This is a genomic window from Priestia abyssalis (assembly GCF_002019595.1).
GTDB lineage: Bacteria > Bacillota > Bacilli > Bacillales > Bacillaceae_H > Bacillus_BA > Bacillus_BA abyssalis.
In genome coordinates, this window is record NZ_KV917369.1 from 949,193 (window position 1) to 966,218 (window position 17,026).

Consider the following 17,026-nt stretch of genomic DNA (forward strand, 5'->3'; position numbering starts at 1 on the left):
GGATAATTGATGAGGTTACTGAATATCCATGAAGAGACAGCCTCTTACAAAGGAGTGCGGGAGAATGCGCAGAAGAAGGGGAATTCCGAAAAACATCTTGCCGCTCGTATTGGGGATTTTGATGATAGGGGGTCTCGTTTGGGTGATCGCCGGCTTTTTCTCCGGTGAACGCCAGGCAAAGGATGTCGTCCAACAGTTTTATACATATGAACAGGAAGGGGCCTTTGCCGAGTCGTGGGAGCTGTTTCATACCGAGATGAAAGCCAAATTTCCAAAAGGTCATTATTTGCAGGACAGGGCGCATGTCTTCATGAACCATTTTGGCGTCCAAACTTTTTCGTTTACGATGGATAGTGCTGAGAAGCTGGACAGCTGGAGCATCGAAAAGGGTGCAAAGCCGCTGAAACATGTATATAAAATAACGGTCATCCAAACATATAAAGGCAAATACGGAAATTTCGATTTGCAGCAAGATGTCTTTGCCGTAAAGGAAAAAGGGGAATGGAAGGTGCTGTGGAGCTACCAAAAATGACATTCATGCCATCATCACGTAAAAATACCAGCTAGTGTCTTGATAAAATGGGGAATGATATATAACGGAGGTGTTCGTCATGGATCATGCAGAGAAGAAGGAACAATTGCTTCGCTACTACGGCTATCCTGAAGAAGCCATTCCAAGATTATTGAAAGAAATCAGTGCATTGAGCTACGAAAAGGTGGAAAAGCTGATTCTGCCTTACCACGATATGATTGCCGATAAATCGTAGCTTCATGAAGGATGCGGGGGGAGCTTTTGGCTCACCCGCATATCTTCTTTCATGTCGGCTTATGTGCGAGCCTGTTTCTTTTTCCCTTTTTTAGTAACCAAAACCTCCCCACAGAAGAAAGTTTCCTTGTATAATGGACGATGGAGGTTTTGGATTGATGTTATACATAACGAAGTTTGTTTATGGATTTTTGCTGCCGCCGGGGATTTTTATTTTGGCGTTGTTGTGGTTGAGTATCCGGTTGTATCGTCAGGGGAGATGGGAAGGAAAACTGCTGACTTTGGTGACGATCGGTTTATATGTGTTTTCGACTCCGTATGTGGGAGACAGGCTGATTCATTCGTTGGAGGCACGATATGAGCCGCCGGAGGTCGTAAAAGGGGATGTCATCGTCATGCTTGGGGGCGGGGCGACGTCCGATACGCCTGACATTACCGGGGAAGGCCATCTATCCGGATCTGCGGCCAATCGCCTGCTGACGGCAGCGAGGCTTTATCATGAAACGAAACTGCCGGTCATTGTGTCGGGAGGTTCGGTTTACAGCGATTCGGGACTTGAAGCGGACATCGCCAAACGTCAGCTGATCGATTTAGGGGTGCCGAAAGAGAACATCCTGACGGAGACGAGAAGCTTGAATACGAAGCAAAATGCCCTATATACGAAAGAAATCATGGATAAGCAGAAATGGGAGCGGCCAATCGTCGTTACATCTGCGTTTCATATGGAGCGGGCGGTGCGCAATTTTGCGCAGGCCGGGCTGAAGGCACAGCCGTACCCGACCGATTATAAAAAGAGCTTTGCCCTTGAGGCCCATCCGAACAATTTCGTTCCGACGAGCTCCACTTACACAGGCATTGCGTTAAAAGAATATCTCGGAATTTTGACAATGTCCTTGCAATGGTGACCGTTTTTTTCGGTCACCATTTTATTATAGATTAAAAAAGTAATATCCTAATCAGTGTCTAAAATATGCTCTACCCTTCATGATATGTGATGAAATAAAGAATACGAAGTAATAGAACTCCTGCCCCTAGCACAATCCTCATGCTTTCAGACTGGTGTTTATCTTTCAACCATTCAGTGTCAAAATAGTTTCTTTCCATAATCCGCCATGATATTATCATTCTAGCAGCTAGTGAGATAGATACATAGAGGTTAACAACAAGCTAGGAGGATTACTCATGTTTAAAAACAAGAAAGTGAAGAAGTTTTTAGCTTCTGCTGCCACCGCAGCTTTTTTAGCCGGCTCCCTTATTCCAACGGCAGCAAGTGCAGCAGGCTTCTCAGATGTTCCTGTTAAACACACTCATGCAGAAGCAATCAATGCGTTAACGGAACAAGGAATGATCAACGGACTTCCGGACGGTACATTCGGTCTTGAAAAATCGATCACTCGCGGTCAAGTGGCGAAAATTTTTGCTCGTTACTTGGCCGGTGAAGGCAAAGTGGAACAAGTATTTACGGACCTTCCAGCCAACCATTCTGATCAGGAATTAGTGAAGGCAGCATCTGAGATGAAAGCTGCTGGTGTTTTCACTGGTTCTAACGGCAAATTTAATGCCGCTTCTAACTTAACTCGCCAACAAATGGCAAAAGTAATCGTAGAAACATTTGACTTAGAAGCTGTTGAGGGGAAAGAAAGCATCGTAAAGGATTTAGATAAAGCGAGTCCTGACTCCCGCAAGTATATCCAAATTCTTTCTCAACACGAAGTGACAACAGTAGAAGAATTCCGTCCAACAGAACCAGTTTCTCGCGGCCAATTTGCGACTTTTATGTATCGTGCATTGTCAAAAACGTTTACCAAATGCCCATCGTATGGTGAAATTAAGCCAAATACCAACCCTTCTTTCCAACACATGAACTGTTTACTGACGAATGCGGCTATAGAAAAAGGAATTCCTCCTGAAGTTGTAAAAGCTGTGGCTGCCCAAGAAAGTGGTGGTTGGAAACAATTTAATGAGAACGGTGAGCCTGTCATCTCTGCAGATGGCGGAATTGGTCTCATGCAAATTACCAATCAATCAAACTACGATCAACAGAAATTAAAATACGACATCTACTACAATATCAAGGCAGGCGTTGACATTCTTAGCAAGATGTACAATCGAGGAGACCTTCCTAAAATAGAAGGTGCAGGGCAGCAGGTAATTGAAAACTGGTACTTCCCTGTCATGGCTTACAACGGTATCAAACCTGTAAACAGTCCTCTTGTCCAGAAAACTGGAGAGAAAAATAAAAACGCGTACCAAGAACAAGTTTTTACCCATATTGAAAACGACAGTTTCTTAAATAAAAACCTTGAATTAAACGGTCCTAAATTAGGACAGTTCCCTTTTCATACAGCTGACTTTGAATATGACCCTAACAGCAGCGAAAATATTGTATTCCGAAAGATGGAATATACACTAACGGATGAGACACATACTTCTGCCTACTTTTTTAAAACAGGAGACAAAGTCGTTGTAACAGATGATGTAAATTTAAGGGCACAACCTAGCACTTCTTCTGCTAGCAGTAAGTTAGCCAAAAATACCGTCTTGATCATTCAAGGAAACGTTGTATATGATCAAAACCTGAACAGTCAAAATCAATTTGTATGGTACCGTGTCAGCACGGCAGATCAAAAGACAGCAGGTTATATTTCTTCAGCTTACATTAAAGAGGATGTTCAAAAAGATCGGGAAAAATAACCGTCGAAATTACTTGTACAGGACGTACTGATCCGACGTTCGCCACAGGACGTGGCGGTTCTTAGTCGGGCTTCATAAGCTTGTCTCTCCGCTACTCACGTATTAACAGCATACGCTCCGTTGCTCGAGACGGCGCTTCCTTGAACTTCTCGGTCCTTTTTGTCCTCCTTTTTGAACACACACTTAAAGGATTATAAGGGAAGAAAAGGTACAAAGATATTTTCCCCTCTTCTTGAAGACAAAGGATGGCCCCTTCACGAAATCAGGATTTCGTGAAGGGGTCTTTTTTTATTACCCATTCCGCGGCCTGTTAGAAAAAGATGGGATTAATACCATCTTTTTTCATATAATCTCTTCAATACATCATTTTTCCGCCGATATACATTCTATATTCTACTCTCTGAAGGGGCATTTATTATGAATCATGAACATTACTTACAGAGCTCTTACAACATCTTGGTTGTCGCCTTATCGTTTGTCATTGCGATGGTGGCGGCGTATACGTCGTTTGAGCTGGCCAATCGGGTAAAGGCGTCAGACCGGGAGTTGAAGCGATTTTGGCTTATTAGCGGGGCAGGAGCGCTCGGCTTTGGCATCTGGTCGATGCATTTTGTCGGCATGCTGGCGTTTCACTTGGATATGGAAATTCATTATAATTTATTGCTCGTGGCCCTTTCAGTCGTATGGGCCCTTTTAGGCTGTTACGGCGGCTTATTTTTCGTTCACCGCTCTGAACGCACGATCGGACATCTCATGATAGCCGGGCAATTGATGGGAGCAGGCATCGGTTTTATGCATTATACCGGCATGGAGGCGATGGAGCCTGTCGAGATTACGTACGATCCGTTCCTCGTTCTTCTTTCGATGGTGATTGCCGTTACGGCTTCCATTGCGGCACTGTATCTCGCCTTTTACTCGAACGTCAATAACGGCGGCAGTTCGGTCATTGGAAAATTGGGTTTTTCCGTCCTGATGGCCGTTGCCATTACCGGCATGCATTATATGGGCATGAACGCGGCTTCCTTTTTGCCGGATTCCTATGCGACGATTAATTCGAGCATTACGTATTATATCGATCCGCCGTTTTTCACCCTTATCGTAGCAATTTTTACGTTTATCATGTTCGCCGTCTTATTTTTTACCATCTTTTTTGACAGGAGAGCGAACCAGCAGCAAACGATGAAAGGGGCGATTTTCGAAGCGGCGATGGATTCCATCATCGTGACAAGTGAACAAGGTGTCATTACGAACGTCAATCATATGGCTCTTGTTTTTTTACAGCGTTCAAAAGAGGAGATGATCGGCCAATCCGCTGCATCGTTTCTGTCACGTTTAGGGCAAATTGATCAACTTGTCGGCTATCGTCATGAACAAGTGATGATGGTCGGAAACGGAGATGAAAAAATCGCCGAAGTAACCGTTACGAAAGTAAAAGCAGAGCTGGGGACGGAATACATCATTTATCTCCGTGACATGACCGAACAAAAAAAGTTCGAACAGCAGATGCAGGAAACGAACAACCGTTATCAAAGCTTGTTTCATTCCTCGCCGCTGGCGATCGTCGTCCACCGCAACAGCCAAATTGTGTCCATCAACCAGGAAGTATTGAACATTATCGGGGCTTCCAGTATGGACGAGGTCATCGGCAAGGGCATTGACTCGTTTGTCGCATGTGATGAAATGGAAAGCGTCCAGCAAATCATCGCAGAGATGATGGAAACGAAAATGAACCGGGAAGTAGCTATGAAGGAATTGAAAATTTATGACGTGAATGGTGAAGAAAGATGGATCACGACGAAATCGAACGTCATCAAAATCAATGAAGAAGATTACATTCAGACGGTCGTCCGTGATATCACCGAACAGCGCAAGGCAAAGCAGACGCTCCATCATATGGCGTTTCATGACTCGCTGACCGGTTTACCGAATCGAAGCTTGTTTGACACGCTCGCACAGGCGGTCATCGATAAGAAAAAGGGCCAAGAGGAAGAATTCGCGATTTTGTTTATGGATCTTGATCGCTTTAAGCAAGCGAACGACACGCATGGCCATCAAGCGGGAGACAAGATTTTGAAGGAAGTGGCACGCCGCCTCCAGAATGCGATTGAAGCAACCGATATTTTATCGCGCTTCGGCGGGGATGAGTTTTTGCTGCTCGTCCGCAGAGGAAGTGAAGACGATGTATACGAAGCTGCCCGTCGTCTGCAAAAAGCCATTGCGGAACCGTTTCATGTACACGATCATGAGGTGTATTTGCATGCAAGCATCGGCATCAGCTTATATCCGAAAAACGGCTCCACTCTCGATACGCTCATTCGCCAGGCAGATCTTGCGATGTATGAAACGAAAAAAGCGGGCCGAAACGGCATCATCTTCTACAATGAATCGATGCAGGCCCATACGACACGGCGCATGCTGCTGGAAGACGGGCTCCGCAAAGCGATCGCAAACGGCGAATTCGAGCTTCATTACCAGCCGAAAATCGTCCTTGCGACCGGAGACATCACCGGGATGGAAGCGCTCATTCGCTGGCATCATCCGGAACTTGGCATGGTGTCGCCGGGAGAATTCATTCCCATTGCCGAAGAAACGGAACTCATCATCCCGCTCAGCGAATGGACACTAGGTGAGGCATGCAGACAAAACAAGGAATGGCAGGATAAAGGCTATCCGAAAGTGAGAGTGGCGGTCAACATTTCAAGCATCGAATTCTCCCAAAGATCCTTCGTCAAGACCGTCGTTCGCATCTTGCAGAAAACGGGACTCGAACCGCAATACTTGGAGCTCGAAATTACGGAAAGCGTCGCCATCAAAAATATCGACGATGTCATTGAAAAGCTCGAAGCGTTGAAGAAAATTGGTGTCGCCATTTCCATCGACGATTTCGGTTCCGGCTATTCGTCCTTGAGCTATTTGAAAAAGCTGCCGATCGACACGCTCAAAATCGACCGTTCCTTCATTCTCGATTTGAGCCAAGACCAGCGGGAAACATCGATTGTCCGCGCCATCATCGCCATCGCCCAAAGCTTGAATCTATCGGTCGTCGCCGAAGGGGTCGAGCTCTCGGAGCAAGTGAAAATCCTCGAAGACGAAAACTGCCACGAAGTGCAGGGCTACTATTTCAGCAAGCCGCTCGCCGTCGGCCAGTTTGAAGAGTGGTATGAAAATAAAAATCGACCTAAAAAGGAGGGGATGGCTGTTCTTTAGCCATCCCCTCCTTTCTAGAGCCTGACTCCAAAGGGTGCTTTTTATCTTTGGAGTCAGGTTCTTTTTCTTAAACATGCTCTTGATTTGTTTCTACCCAATCCGAATAAAGTCCGCTGCCGCTGCAGCCGAGGCAATCAGCAGGAGTGGTATATACGGAACTCATGGCAGGATAAACCGCGCTGTATGTGATTGGAAACCCGCGTCCATGACACTCCGGGCACTTGCCCTGTTCCTCCATATGAGCCCGATGCTTTTCCTCCCTTCCTGCTTGCCAATTCGAAATCGCATGAAACAATCCCAATACTATCACCTCAACTATTTTTTCTTTAGCTTGTGCCAAAAATGGGTTTTTATTCCTGACTAGAAACGTCGACATGGTTAAAGAGCAACCATGTCGACGTTTCTAGACTGTTGTAAACTTATTCGAGATGGAAGAACAGAAAAGCGTAGGCAGAGGAAGAGTTCATAGTAAATGTTGAACTATTAAATTGAATCTGTAGACAGAGACTGAGGACACTCTTAAAAGGGGTGTTTTTTTCATAACAGGTTAACGGTGCTGGTATTCGGTCTGCCTGCGGCGGCGCTGTTTACGGCCGGCAAACCGACTTTGGCCTGGATATTCTGCCTAGCAGTCATCATTAATCGTATTCTTATGCTTGTTTGGGGGCAGTAGGGAACGGGAAAAGCATGAGGATGTAAATTCCTCTTTGTTCCAAAACAATCCTTCTTTATTACTATCTTCGACTTGTTTTGACAAAATGAGCATAAAGACACATATCACACTGAAAATAATGGATTATAATGAAAGAAATTCCATAAGTCGTACGAAAGGGCTAATCCATTGAAAAATGGGGGCGCAAAACTACAGGGGCTAAGGTCAATTTGACTATGCCAGCCAGTTGCCGAATATGATAACCTTCCTGCGATTTATGAAAAACGAAAGGGAGGAATAATAATATGTTACTGTTTATACAAGGTGTAGTTGCTGGATCTTTTTCGATGTTGGTCATTATGAGTCTTATGTATGCTTCGAAAAAAGGGGACGAACAAAGTGAAAGGCTTTACAATAATTCATGATCATCTGTCATCTTGATTAGAAGATCCTTTTTACTTCATTTGCATGCATCCGTTAAATAGCATATATAGTCTTAAGAATACAAAAAAGGATAGAGAATCAGATATGATCTGATCTTCTATCCTTTCTTTGCATAAAGCATTACGCTGCCTTGTTTGTTCTCTGAGTCGTTTCGTCTGTCCGTTTCTTTTTCGTTCCGATTCCGACCTTCCCGACGATATAGTGACCGTACGGGATGCGGTTCAGCATATAGGTGACGATGATCGGAAGAACGACACCTGCCAAAAAGAAGATAGAGACGAGTAAAAAGATGTTGTCCGTTTTGATCCAATCTTTGGCATGCAGTGAAAGTGTATGCTGGAAAAAAGGGTGAAGCAAGTAAATGCCGAATGAATATTGGCTGACGGTGACGAGCCACGCTGGGATATCCTTCATACGTGATGCGAAGGACACGATAAGAGCCATGACGGCCATCGTCAAAAAGATCATATCGAACCGCTTCGAGCTGATATCGACAAGTGCCTCCGTCCAATACAGGTTCAGCACAAGAAGCGCCGCCCCGATGTAGAGAGGAAGATGCCATTTGCGTGTCGACGCAATGAATCGCTTAAAAGCATCAAAATGGCGCCCTGCATAATAGCCGGCCACAAAATAAAACAACCATCCAAAAAACGGAAGAATCGTCAAGCGCGTCCAGACTACAGGGAGAAGATCATAAGCTTCCGGTTCATTGAAATTGAAAAAGGCCAAATAGGCGATATTGATGATCAATGCCGCCAAAAGGACGGCCTTCATATTCGCTTTTCGCAAAAAGCGGTCAAGCAGCATATGAAGAATATAAAACTGAAAAATGATCAAAATAAAATAACCATGATAAGCACCGAAAAATACATGCTCTCCCCATTTGGAAAGAACGGAGTCCAACCCGTGGTTATGTTGGTACACCCATGCATAAAACAGCCCCATGATGATATATGGCAGTAAAATAAATTTTACGCGTTTACGAAAAAAACCTTTTCTCACACCATCGCGGTAGCGGTAGGCAATGAGAAATTCAGAAATGAACACGAACATCGGCGTTCCGTACATCATCAACAACTGCAGGGAACGCAAGCCCATGGCTGTCGAAGATTCCGGATCCGGACTGGCAGCCAATATCGTTGACGAGATCGCGTGAAGCAATACGACCGTCAAGCAGGCGATACTGCGAAGCCAAAACACTTCGTTCATTGTTTGTTTCATGAAGCACACCTCCATTCTAGTGATAAACGCTAGCATTCCAGTGGCTCTGTCCATTGTAACATAGGACTTCTATTCTTTGATTCGACAATTTTTGACAATAACTTCATAAGTGATAACGGCCGATATCACGAATTAAACATACAATTTCTATTATGAACGTCTAAACCGGTATAACAAAAGAGGACAACTTCATAGCTACAATGGTCATGAAAAAGCAGTCTTTCTGATTTCAGAGAGACTGCTTTAGTTTTATATAGAGAGAGATGTCATTGTCAAAAAGGAATGGTTGGCATTGACAAATTCTTTCTTTTTTCTATGAATTAAGATATATATTTGTCCGTGTTCAAAACGTAGACGTGGAGATTTTGAATCAAAACAACAAAGGACCTCCATAAAGAAATCCACCCGAACGAATTCTGTTTTGTCTTCAATGCTCTCTTTCTTTGAGAAAGCATTGAAGATGTAACCATCAAGGGAGGATTAGACAGAATGAGGTTTTTGGAGAAAGTGAAACAGGCATGGTCTTTTCCGAAGAAAATTCTGGGCGTAACGGCCTTAGGGATTTTTGCCGGAATGTATGCCGCTGGAGGCGCACATGCTGAATTTAGTGATCTTAACAAAACAGAAGCGGGCGGTGCCGAGGTTTTTTATTTGTACGAACGTGATATTATTAACGGCTATTCGGATGGGACCTTCCGTCCAGATAACGATGTAACGCGGAGACAGGCGGTCGTCATGTTGGGAAGGGCGTTGAATTGGGATATTTCTCAAACGGACACATCGCCCTTTACGGATGTTCCCGCCAATAGCGATGACAACCGCTACATTATAGAAGCTGCTAAAAAAGGAATCATTTCAGGCTATGAAGACGGCACATTCCGCCCTGACCATGTATTGACGAGAGGGCAAATGTCCGCCATCTTACAGCGGGAGTTTACATATCAAACACACTTTGCCATTCCGTTCATCGATGTTAAAAATACGCATTGGGCTTATGCGGACATTCAAGCACTGTCTTCTAACGGAATTGTGACAGGGTATGCGGACAACACGTTCAAGCCGCAGCAAAACACAACAAGAAAGCATTACAGCATGATGCTGGCCCGAACATTGGAGCCTTCCTTTAAACCGCCGATGTATATGAAGGTTCGGACGGGAACGGCTTCATTGAATGTACGCAGCCAGCCGAACACAGCGAGCTCCGCCACAGGAACATTGTATGAAAGGGCTCTTGTGCAAATCACACCATCAAGCACAAAAGGATGGGTGAAAGTTACCTATAAAGATATAACGGGATATGTACAGGTCAATAATCTCGAATATTATCGTCTAAAAGGTCTTCCTTTAGAAAAACGAGTCATCGTGGTGGATGCAGGGCATGGCGGAACGGACAGCGGTGCCGTCTATGGGTCTTTAGTCGAAAAAAACATCAATTTAAAGACGTCCTACTATTTGAAAACAGAGCTTGAAAAGAAAGGGGCTACCGTCTATTTGAGCCGTCCTGAAGATAAGTTTGTGACACTGGATGACCGGGCGCTTTTCTCTGCACCGAGAAGAGCGGATATCTTTATCAGCATTCATATGAACTCAACCGCTTCCCATAATGCGAGCGGAACTGAAACCTACTACAACGATCAAGTGTATAAGGACGATGTCAATCCTTATCCCGAAGAAAGCAAAAAGCTGGCTTATGCCCTTCAAGTCCAGCTGGACAAACTGCCGACGAAAAACTTAGGAATGAAGCAAAACGAATTTTATGTACTAAGGAAAAACAGCGTGCCATCTGTATTGGTAGAGCTTGCTTTCCTTGACAGTCCGTACGACTCGAAATATTTAGGCGACAGCAATTTCCTCCGTCAGTCCGCCATTAATATGAGTAATGGGGTCGTGAATTATTTTAAATAAGACGTTTCAACAAAAACGGTCTTTCCATCGGAAAGACCGTTTTTGTTGAGGAAATCACAAGCCTTGCACTCGCAATCGATACATATTCAAAAAGATTGATGCATTTTTTGCAAGTTTTGAAAGCGTTATGGCATAAACTTAGTAAGGTCTTGTTTTTCATAGTATTGCTCCAACTCTTTGTTTGATCTCATATAGATCGCCCATAAAGCAGAGTTAAAGAAGATAATCACAATAATAAGAGGCATAAAAACTTTTACACGGTGATAAGCGACTAATTCAATAGCAATTTCTACTACTACGAAACATAGCAGGGTGGTTGTGATAATGAGCATATTTAATCTCTTTATTTCTGGTTTAAAACTCATACTTTTAGCTATAAGCATAAAGCCTAAGCCCTTTTTGTAAAATAGCTGCGAGAGGACATAGGCTACCACAAATTGCGTAAATTGAACGGTACATGTGACGGGAGTGTTATGCAGCATATCTTCCACTGTATAAATCCCTGACAGCTCAATGAAAAATCCATACAGTCCAAAGAATAAATTGGTCATGACATATCCACTGATTGTTAATAAAAAGGAGTGCCAAACCGTCGTTTTACATAACATCATCAGAAGAACGAATGTGGAAAAAACGAGTAATAATTCATTGTACATAAAGTGCCATTGTATGACATCATATCCAATCGTTTGGATAATGGAAATGATGACAGACATGATCCCCATTTCATAGAAATAGGAACGATATGGGATACGGTACAAAGCCAGAGACAAAAATAGCATGGCAAGTACATCGAATATACCAAAAACCGTTTGTATGCTAAGTTCCAGCCCATTCACTTGTGTTCAATCAATCCTTTCAATATGTGTTTCCATCCCTTTTCCGACTGTGTCTTAACTTCCAGCGTCGTTCCGTTATTGGAAGAAGCGATACGCTTGAGAAGGCTGGAAATGAATTTATATTTAATCCTGGCCACCAGAGCATATTTACTGTCCTTATCCGGATTTTCCGTAAAGTACACTTTGCCAAGCTCTTCATCAAACTTTTTAATTTTCCTCAGATTTACCAGGTTTGTTCGATCAAGGTTGTCGAATCCTTCCTTCATTAGAAACTCATCGAAATCAGATTTACTCGTTATCTGGTAATACTGATCAGTCCCTATATGGAAGATGACTTTGCGGTTAATCGTTTCAATAAAGTCTACCTCACGTAAATCAATGCACTCGATCGTTGAGGGTACACCTTTACCGCCAGCCTTTATCACGGTCATATATCTCATCGGTTGTTCTAACATGAAACTCACTTCCTATATCACATGAAAATATGTTTGTCAATAAAAATTGTTGTCACATGACGCAGCATTTACTTCTTGTCCATCTCTTATTAGTATATAATGGAATACCTTATAGAGTGGAAAATTATTCTGAAAATATGCCTGCATGCTTTATAGCTGACAGAATTTAGTATAATACTTAACTAGTTATATGTCGATATATGTAAATATATAAATCCACATAAATAATTTAATATGGGCAAAAAGCGCCCATGTCATATTATTTACGCATAAGCGGCTGCCAAGCGACATTAAGGGCTCTTGTCAGCCGCTTATACGAGAACCTTTGAGGGCGAATTCAATCAAGTTGTCTGGATCTCCGATTGTGATGCCTCTCGATTGAATGAAGACGTGTCGAGTTATGAAGTAGGATATATATATAGCTGAAATTGGAATCGAAATATTAAATCTAAGCCAAGAATGATTGTGGTGCTGATATAGTCGAAGATATCAAAATGAGAAAAGAGGCTGTAATATGATTGATCATATTGTGATCGTGAAATTTAGTGAGACGACAACGCAAGAACAATTACTAGAAGTTGTTGAACGGTTTAAAGCGTTAAAGAACCATCTATCAGGAGTCATTGATCTTCAAGCGGGCCTTAACTTTTCGGAAAAAAGTCAAGGCTACGACGTTGTATTGACTGTTCGATTTGAAAATCGTGAGGCGCTTGAAGCATATGGGCCGCATCCCGAGCATCAAGCTGTCGCTGCTTTTATTCGAGAAGTTGGAAGAGTGGACAGCATCGTCGTGGATATTGAAATCTAAGAACGGGTTGTTATTCATTCTAACGGTCATGAAAAATGAACAAGATTTTAATGTAATGTGTTCTAGAGATCTAAAAAAGGTGGTTACAATAGGGGGGAGCATTCAAAAAGGAGTGTGAAAGATGAGCTATATTCGCTTGAAAACCGGGCTAAATGCGGACCATATTCAAGAGCGGCTTACATACCACCCAGAAATTATCGAGCTTCACTTAGTGGAAGACGATTTGTATCACCCGGAAAGAATCGTGGAATGTGTACAATGGTTAAAATCTAAAGATGTTCGTGTGTACTTGCATCATCCGATGACGTACAAAGGACAATACTTGGATATTATCAGTTCAAATCAAGAGATGCGAGATCATTATGACTGGTCCTGCAATGTTCTGGCATCCATTTGTCAACAAGAAGGGATCAAATGTGTCATTCATTGCCATTATGCATCCTCGGAAAGCTCGGATTATCAAGATCGGGCCAAAAGGAAAGAAACGAGAAAGCGAATTGAAACGGTATTACAGATTTGTGAAAAGTCTTTTCTTTGGGAAGATACGACCGGAGGGATCTTCTCGGCTGAAAACCCATTCCTGCTTTCAGAAATGGTCGATCCATTACAGTTACCGTTAAACATTGATATCAGCCATTCGTTTATCGCGCTAAAAGGTGATAACCAAAAACTACAAAAGCACTTAGAGGGATTTTGTCCATATGCAAAGTATTTTCACGTTGTCGATAGCATGGGTGTTACTCATGATTCATTGCCATTAGGCGAGGGGAACATCAAATGGGCAATGGTGAAACCATATGTGAAGGATACAGATTTTGTGTTCGAAATCAATCTAAGTTCCTCCGATCACCGTGACTGCACTCCAATGATCAGAAGTGCAGATTATTTTAACCGTATTAAAGAGGCAGCCTTTTTTAAATAATATTTCGAAACAAAAACAGTCTTTCCGAATGGGAAGACTGTTTTTGTTTAAGTATACCTTTTTCAGTAAGTACAGATGCCCGCTTCAATACTTCTCTTTAGACAATCAATCGTCTCTTTTCATTTGCTTGATGCGGTACAAAATTAGCATCACCACAACACCGCTTACCGTATCAAGTATGACATCTGTCAATCGTCCATCGCGATTCAAAATGAACGCCTGATGAACCTCATCCGTAAAAGCAAAAATCGCTGTCAGCAAACCTGCCAACATATAGCGTCCTCTTCGATCTCGCAAGTTACAATAAAACAAAAAAGCAAGCAATCCAAAAGATATCAGATGGACCAGTTTTCGTGCGAGAAATTCTAGATCCAATTCCAATTCAACTGGGTTATAAAAACGGCTTCCCGGTTCCAAAATCGAGAAAAGACTTACATCCTCCTTCAACGCCGGCAGGGAAATCCATGTCGCCGGCTCCGTCACCCGCAGCCCTGGCGTATTCGAGGTATAAAAAATGGAAAGCATTAATAAGATTAATAGTCGTTTGCGCATAATACAATCCTCTTCAATAGTCATTTCATCATTCTATCTTTCATCATCTGATTAACAAGATTATTAGCACATCGCACATCATGAATTTATTTCAAAATCTGTCTAATTGTAGCTCAACTTATCATCTGTGACAAATCTTTTCGTGTATAGGCTGCTGTAACCTATATCAACAGGGAATATTTGGAGTGAAAGGAAGATTTATGGAAAGGTTGTTTCCCTGTTCCAGTTCTGTTAGAATGATAGCGTTTTGAAGTTTCTTCTATCTGGATAGGAGAAAAAGTCTATTTTCGACATTTTTCACCCGTATCCCATTCTTTTATCCTGTGATATTCTAAAAAAAGGAATTTATAAAAATATTTTTAGAATATGTTGTAGTCAACAAGAACTATATGTTACTTTTGAACTAGGACTTCAGGGTATAAATCAAGATAGGAGATGGAAAAAATGATTGACGTGCATTGTCACATTTTGCCGAATGTGGATGCAGGGCCAAAAAATGTGACCGCAAGCCTGGAGATGGCGAAGCAGGTAAACAAACAAGGAGTACATACGATTGTGGCAGCACCGAGTTATCTTAACGAATCGTTTCAAAATGAGAAAACGGCGATAGTAGAACGTGTGAATACCTATGCAAAGCTATTAGCTGAACACAACATCCCGCTGAAAGTATTGCCAGGGCAAGAGATTCATCTAACGGAAGATTTGCTCGAGATGTTTGAAGAAGGCAAGCTGCTGACGATTAATGATAACGGCAAGTATTTGCTGCTGGCTTGTCCGGAACATGAGCTGCCGTCTTATATCGAAAACCTCCTTTATGAAATGCAGCTAAAAGGGCTTGTGCCCATCATTTCTCAGCCAGAACGCAATGAGCGAATCATGGGGCAGCCTGATATCATTTATCAGCTCGTTAAAAAAGGGGCATTAGTCCAGCTGGGGGCCGCAAGCATTCAAGGCGCATTCGGGGCGAAAGTGAAAAAGTTCGCGTTTCAATTATTGAAAGCCAATCTCGCTCATGTGATAGCATCAGGGGCTTATCAATCAAGAGACAGCTATTCATTGAAGGATGCGTATGCGGAAATCAAGAAAAAAGCAGGGATCGAGAAGTTGTACATGCTGCAGGAAAACGCAGACTACATCGTGAAAGGCCAGATGGTCCACCGCGAGCAGCCTGTTCGAATCGGAAAGAAACGATTTGGCATATTTTAACGATGCCTATCACTAGAGTGCTTGTCATAATTCGACAAAATACAACCATACCCAACAAAGTTTTTTTGTGGTACGATACTACATGTTTTAAAATACTACTTTCATAGTTTAAGAGGTGTTCAACTTGATTGATATACATTGTCATATCTTACCGGGAATTGATGACGGAGCGAAAACAATGGAAGACAGCATCAACATGGCGAAAGCGGCAGTCGCAGACGGAATTACGACCATCATTGCCACGCCCCATCATCAAAACGGACGCTACATCAATGAAAAAAGTAGTATTATCGAACGGATACAAGAACTAAACGGACAACTGACACAGCACAACATCCCACTAACGATCCTGCCAGGACAAGAGCCACGCATATACGGAGAACTCGTCGAAGACTATCAAAAAGGTGACATCCTTACATTGAATAACGGCGGCAAATACGTCATGATGGAACTGCCATCGAGTCAGGTTCCAAAATACGCAGAACAGCTATTGTTTGACGTCCAACTGCAAGGGCTGAATCCGATCATCGTTCATCCGGAACGGAACGCCCAAATTATGGAACAGCCTGACATCTTATACAACTTTGTGAAAAAGGGAGCATTAACCCAAGTGACCGCTTCCAGCCTCACCGGCTTATTCGGAAAGAAAATCCAAAAGTTCTCTGGGCAGCTCATCGAATCGAACTTGACGCACTTCATCGCATCGGATGCCCATAATATAAACGGCCGGACATTTAAGCTTAGTGAAGCGTATGACCTCATCGAAAACCAATACGGCGTCGACATGGTGTACTTCTTTACAGAGAATGCAGAGTATTTAGTCAAAGGACAGATGGTCGATCGAATGGAACCGGAGAAGGTGAAACGGAAGAAGTTTTTGGGAATTTTTTAAGTTAAAAAGAGGTATTTTATCTGCATCTTTTTAATGACAAAGGCTGCTTGCACGAAAGCGGCAAAGGTCATAAATAAGTGCGATTTTTATCCCGCATTAACGGGCAGTAAGACCCCCACTTCAAAGTTTAGAGTTATCGGAGAAACTTAAGTGGGGGATAACTGCCCGTAAAAGCCCGATAAGATCAACTAACCATCAGTGGGGGATGAAAGAAAATCCCACTAATGGAAGTTTTCTTTATCAGGCAAAGCCTGTATATACATATCAATCTAAAATGGACAGCCTTGTTTAATGTATGTAAGGGATAGCCTTGTCTATCATATAGAACGAAAGAAATGGGCTTTTTGTTTCATATATAAAGAGCTTTACTATGTGTAAAGTTGAACAATATGATGAAAGAATGCAGGTGATTTGTTGGTAATGTAAGGAAAATCCCTTTAGTTTATTAAAAACTAAGCAGAAT

Annotated in this window: 15 protein-coding genes and 1 riboswitch; of the genes, 10 read left to right on the forward strand and 5 right to left on the reverse strand. The window is 42.7% G+C overall.

Annotated elements, in window-relative coordinates:
- The first annotated feature begins 64 nt into the window (after positions 1–64).
- The 5 genes from BK575_RS04440 to BK575_RS04455 all read left to right on the forward strand — a co-directional run bounded on the left by BK575_RS04440 (position 65) and on the right by BK575_RS04455 (position 6,667).
- A complete protein-coding gene (locus tag BK575_RS04440; protein WP_078409082.1) occupies positions 65–532 on the forward strand; it encodes a hypothetical protein in 468 nt (155 codons plus the stop codon).
- A 79-nt stretch (positions 533–611) separates the two neighbouring features.
- Entirely contained in the window at positions 612–767 is a 156-nt protein-coding gene (locus BK575_RS28305; protein ID WP_169907533.1) for a hypothetical protein, read from the forward strand.
- 157 nt (positions 768–924) lie between these two features.
- Complete coding sequence (locus tag BK575_RS04445; RefSeq protein WP_078409083.1) at positions 925–1,671, forward strand: YdcF family protein; 747 nt, start codon at positions 925–927, stop codon at positions 1,669–1,671.
- A gap of 277 nt (positions 1,672–1,948) precedes the next feature.
- Complete coding sequence (locus BK575_RS04450; RefSeq protein WP_078409084.1) at positions 1,949–3,460, forward strand: S-layer homology domain-containing protein; 1,512 nt, start codon at positions 1,949–1,951, stop codon at positions 3,458–3,460.
- Between the two features lie 417 nt (positions 3,461–3,877).
- On the forward strand, positions 3,878–6,667 hold the full coding sequence (locus BK575_RS04455; protein WP_078409085.1) for a bifunctional diguanylate cyclase/phosphodiesterase: 2,790 nt from the start codon (positions 3,878–3,880) through the stop codon (positions 6,665–6,667).
- Between the two features lie 67 nt (positions 6,668–6,734).
- Here the strand turns inward: BK575_RS04455 and BK575_RS04460 are convergent, their stop codons facing one another.
- Both BK575_RS04460 and BK575_RS04465 read right to left on the reverse strand, forming a co-directional pair.
- The gene (locus BK575_RS04460; RefSeq protein ID WP_235867301.1) at positions 6,735–7,007 is read right to left on the reverse strand and encodes a methionine aminopeptidase; all 273 of its coding nucleotides are present in this window, start codon (positions 7,005–7,007) and stop codon (positions 6,735–6,737) included.
- A 481-nt stretch (positions 7,008–7,488) separates the two neighbouring features.
- Positions 7,489–7,574: riboswitch (cyclic di-GMP riboswitch) on the forward strand.
- Between the two features lie 309 nt (positions 7,575–7,883).
- Entirely contained in the window at positions 7,884–8,984 is a 1,101-nt protein-coding gene (locus BK575_RS04465) for an acyltransferase family protein (RefSeq protein WP_169907535.1), read from the reverse strand.
- A gap of 489 nt (positions 8,985–9,473) precedes the next feature.
- On the opposite strand from BK575_RS04465, the gene BK575_RS04470 reads away from it, so the two are divergent.
- A complete protein-coding gene (locus tag BK575_RS04470) occupies positions 9,474–10,889 on the forward strand; it encodes an N-acetylmuramoyl-L-alanine amidase (RefSeq protein ID WP_078409087.1) in 1,416 nt (471 codons plus the stop codon).
- A gap of 125 nt (positions 10,890–11,014) precedes the next feature.
- Here the strand turns inward: BK575_RS04470 and BK575_RS04475 are convergent, their stop codons facing one another.
- Both BK575_RS04475 and BK575_RS04480 read right to left on the reverse strand, forming a co-directional pair.
- Entirely contained in the window at positions 11,015–11,728 is a 714-nt protein-coding gene (locus BK575_RS04475; RefSeq protein WP_078409088.1) for a hypothetical protein, read from the reverse strand.
- Positions 11,725–12,183, reverse strand: coding sequence for a LytTR family transcriptional regulator DNA-binding domain-containing protein (locus BK575_RS04480; protein WP_078409089.1), 459 nt, complete (start codon positions 12,181–12,183; stop codon positions 11,725–11,727). Before BK575_RS04480 ends, BK575_RS04475 begins: the two co-directional genes overlap by 4 nt.
- A 514-nt stretch (positions 12,184–12,697) precedes the next feature.
- Between BK575_RS04480 and BK575_RS04485 the strand changes: the two genes are divergently transcribed.
- Positions 12,698–12,991, forward strand: a complete 294-nt coding sequence (locus BK575_RS04485; protein WP_078409090.1) for a Dabb family protein — start codon at positions 12,698–12,700, stop codon at positions 12,989–12,991.
- Positions 12,992–13,112: 121 nt separating this feature from the next.
- Positions 13,113–13,913: a TIM barrel protein gene (locus BK575_RS04490; RefSeq protein ID WP_078409091.1), complete on the forward strand. Its 801-nt coding sequence runs from the start codon at positions 13,113–13,115 to the stop codon at positions 13,911–13,913.
- Between the two features lie 105 nt (positions 13,914–14,018).
- Here BK575_RS04490 and BK575_RS04495 read toward each other — a convergent pair whose 3' ends face one another.
- Entirely contained in the window at positions 14,019–14,465 is a 447-nt protein-coding gene (locus tag BK575_RS04495; protein ID WP_169907537.1) for a VanZ family protein, read from the reverse strand.
- A 444-nt stretch (positions 14,466–14,909) separates the two neighbouring features.
- On the opposite strand from BK575_RS04495, the gene BK575_RS04500 reads away from it, so the two are divergent.
- Both BK575_RS04500 and BK575_RS04505 read left to right on the forward strand, forming a co-directional pair.
- Positions 14,910–15,671 (forward strand): tyrosine-protein phosphatase, encoded by a 762-nt coding sequence (locus tag BK575_RS04500; protein WP_078409093.1) that lies wholly within the window; start codon positions 14,910–14,912, stop codon positions 15,669–15,671.
- Between the two features lie 124 nt (positions 15,672–15,795).
- Positions 15,796–16,563, forward strand: coding sequence for a tyrosine-protein phosphatase (locus BK575_RS04505; RefSeq protein WP_078409094.1), 768 nt, complete (start codon positions 15,796–15,798; stop codon positions 16,561–16,563).
- Positions 16,564–17,026: the final 463 nt, after the last annotated feature.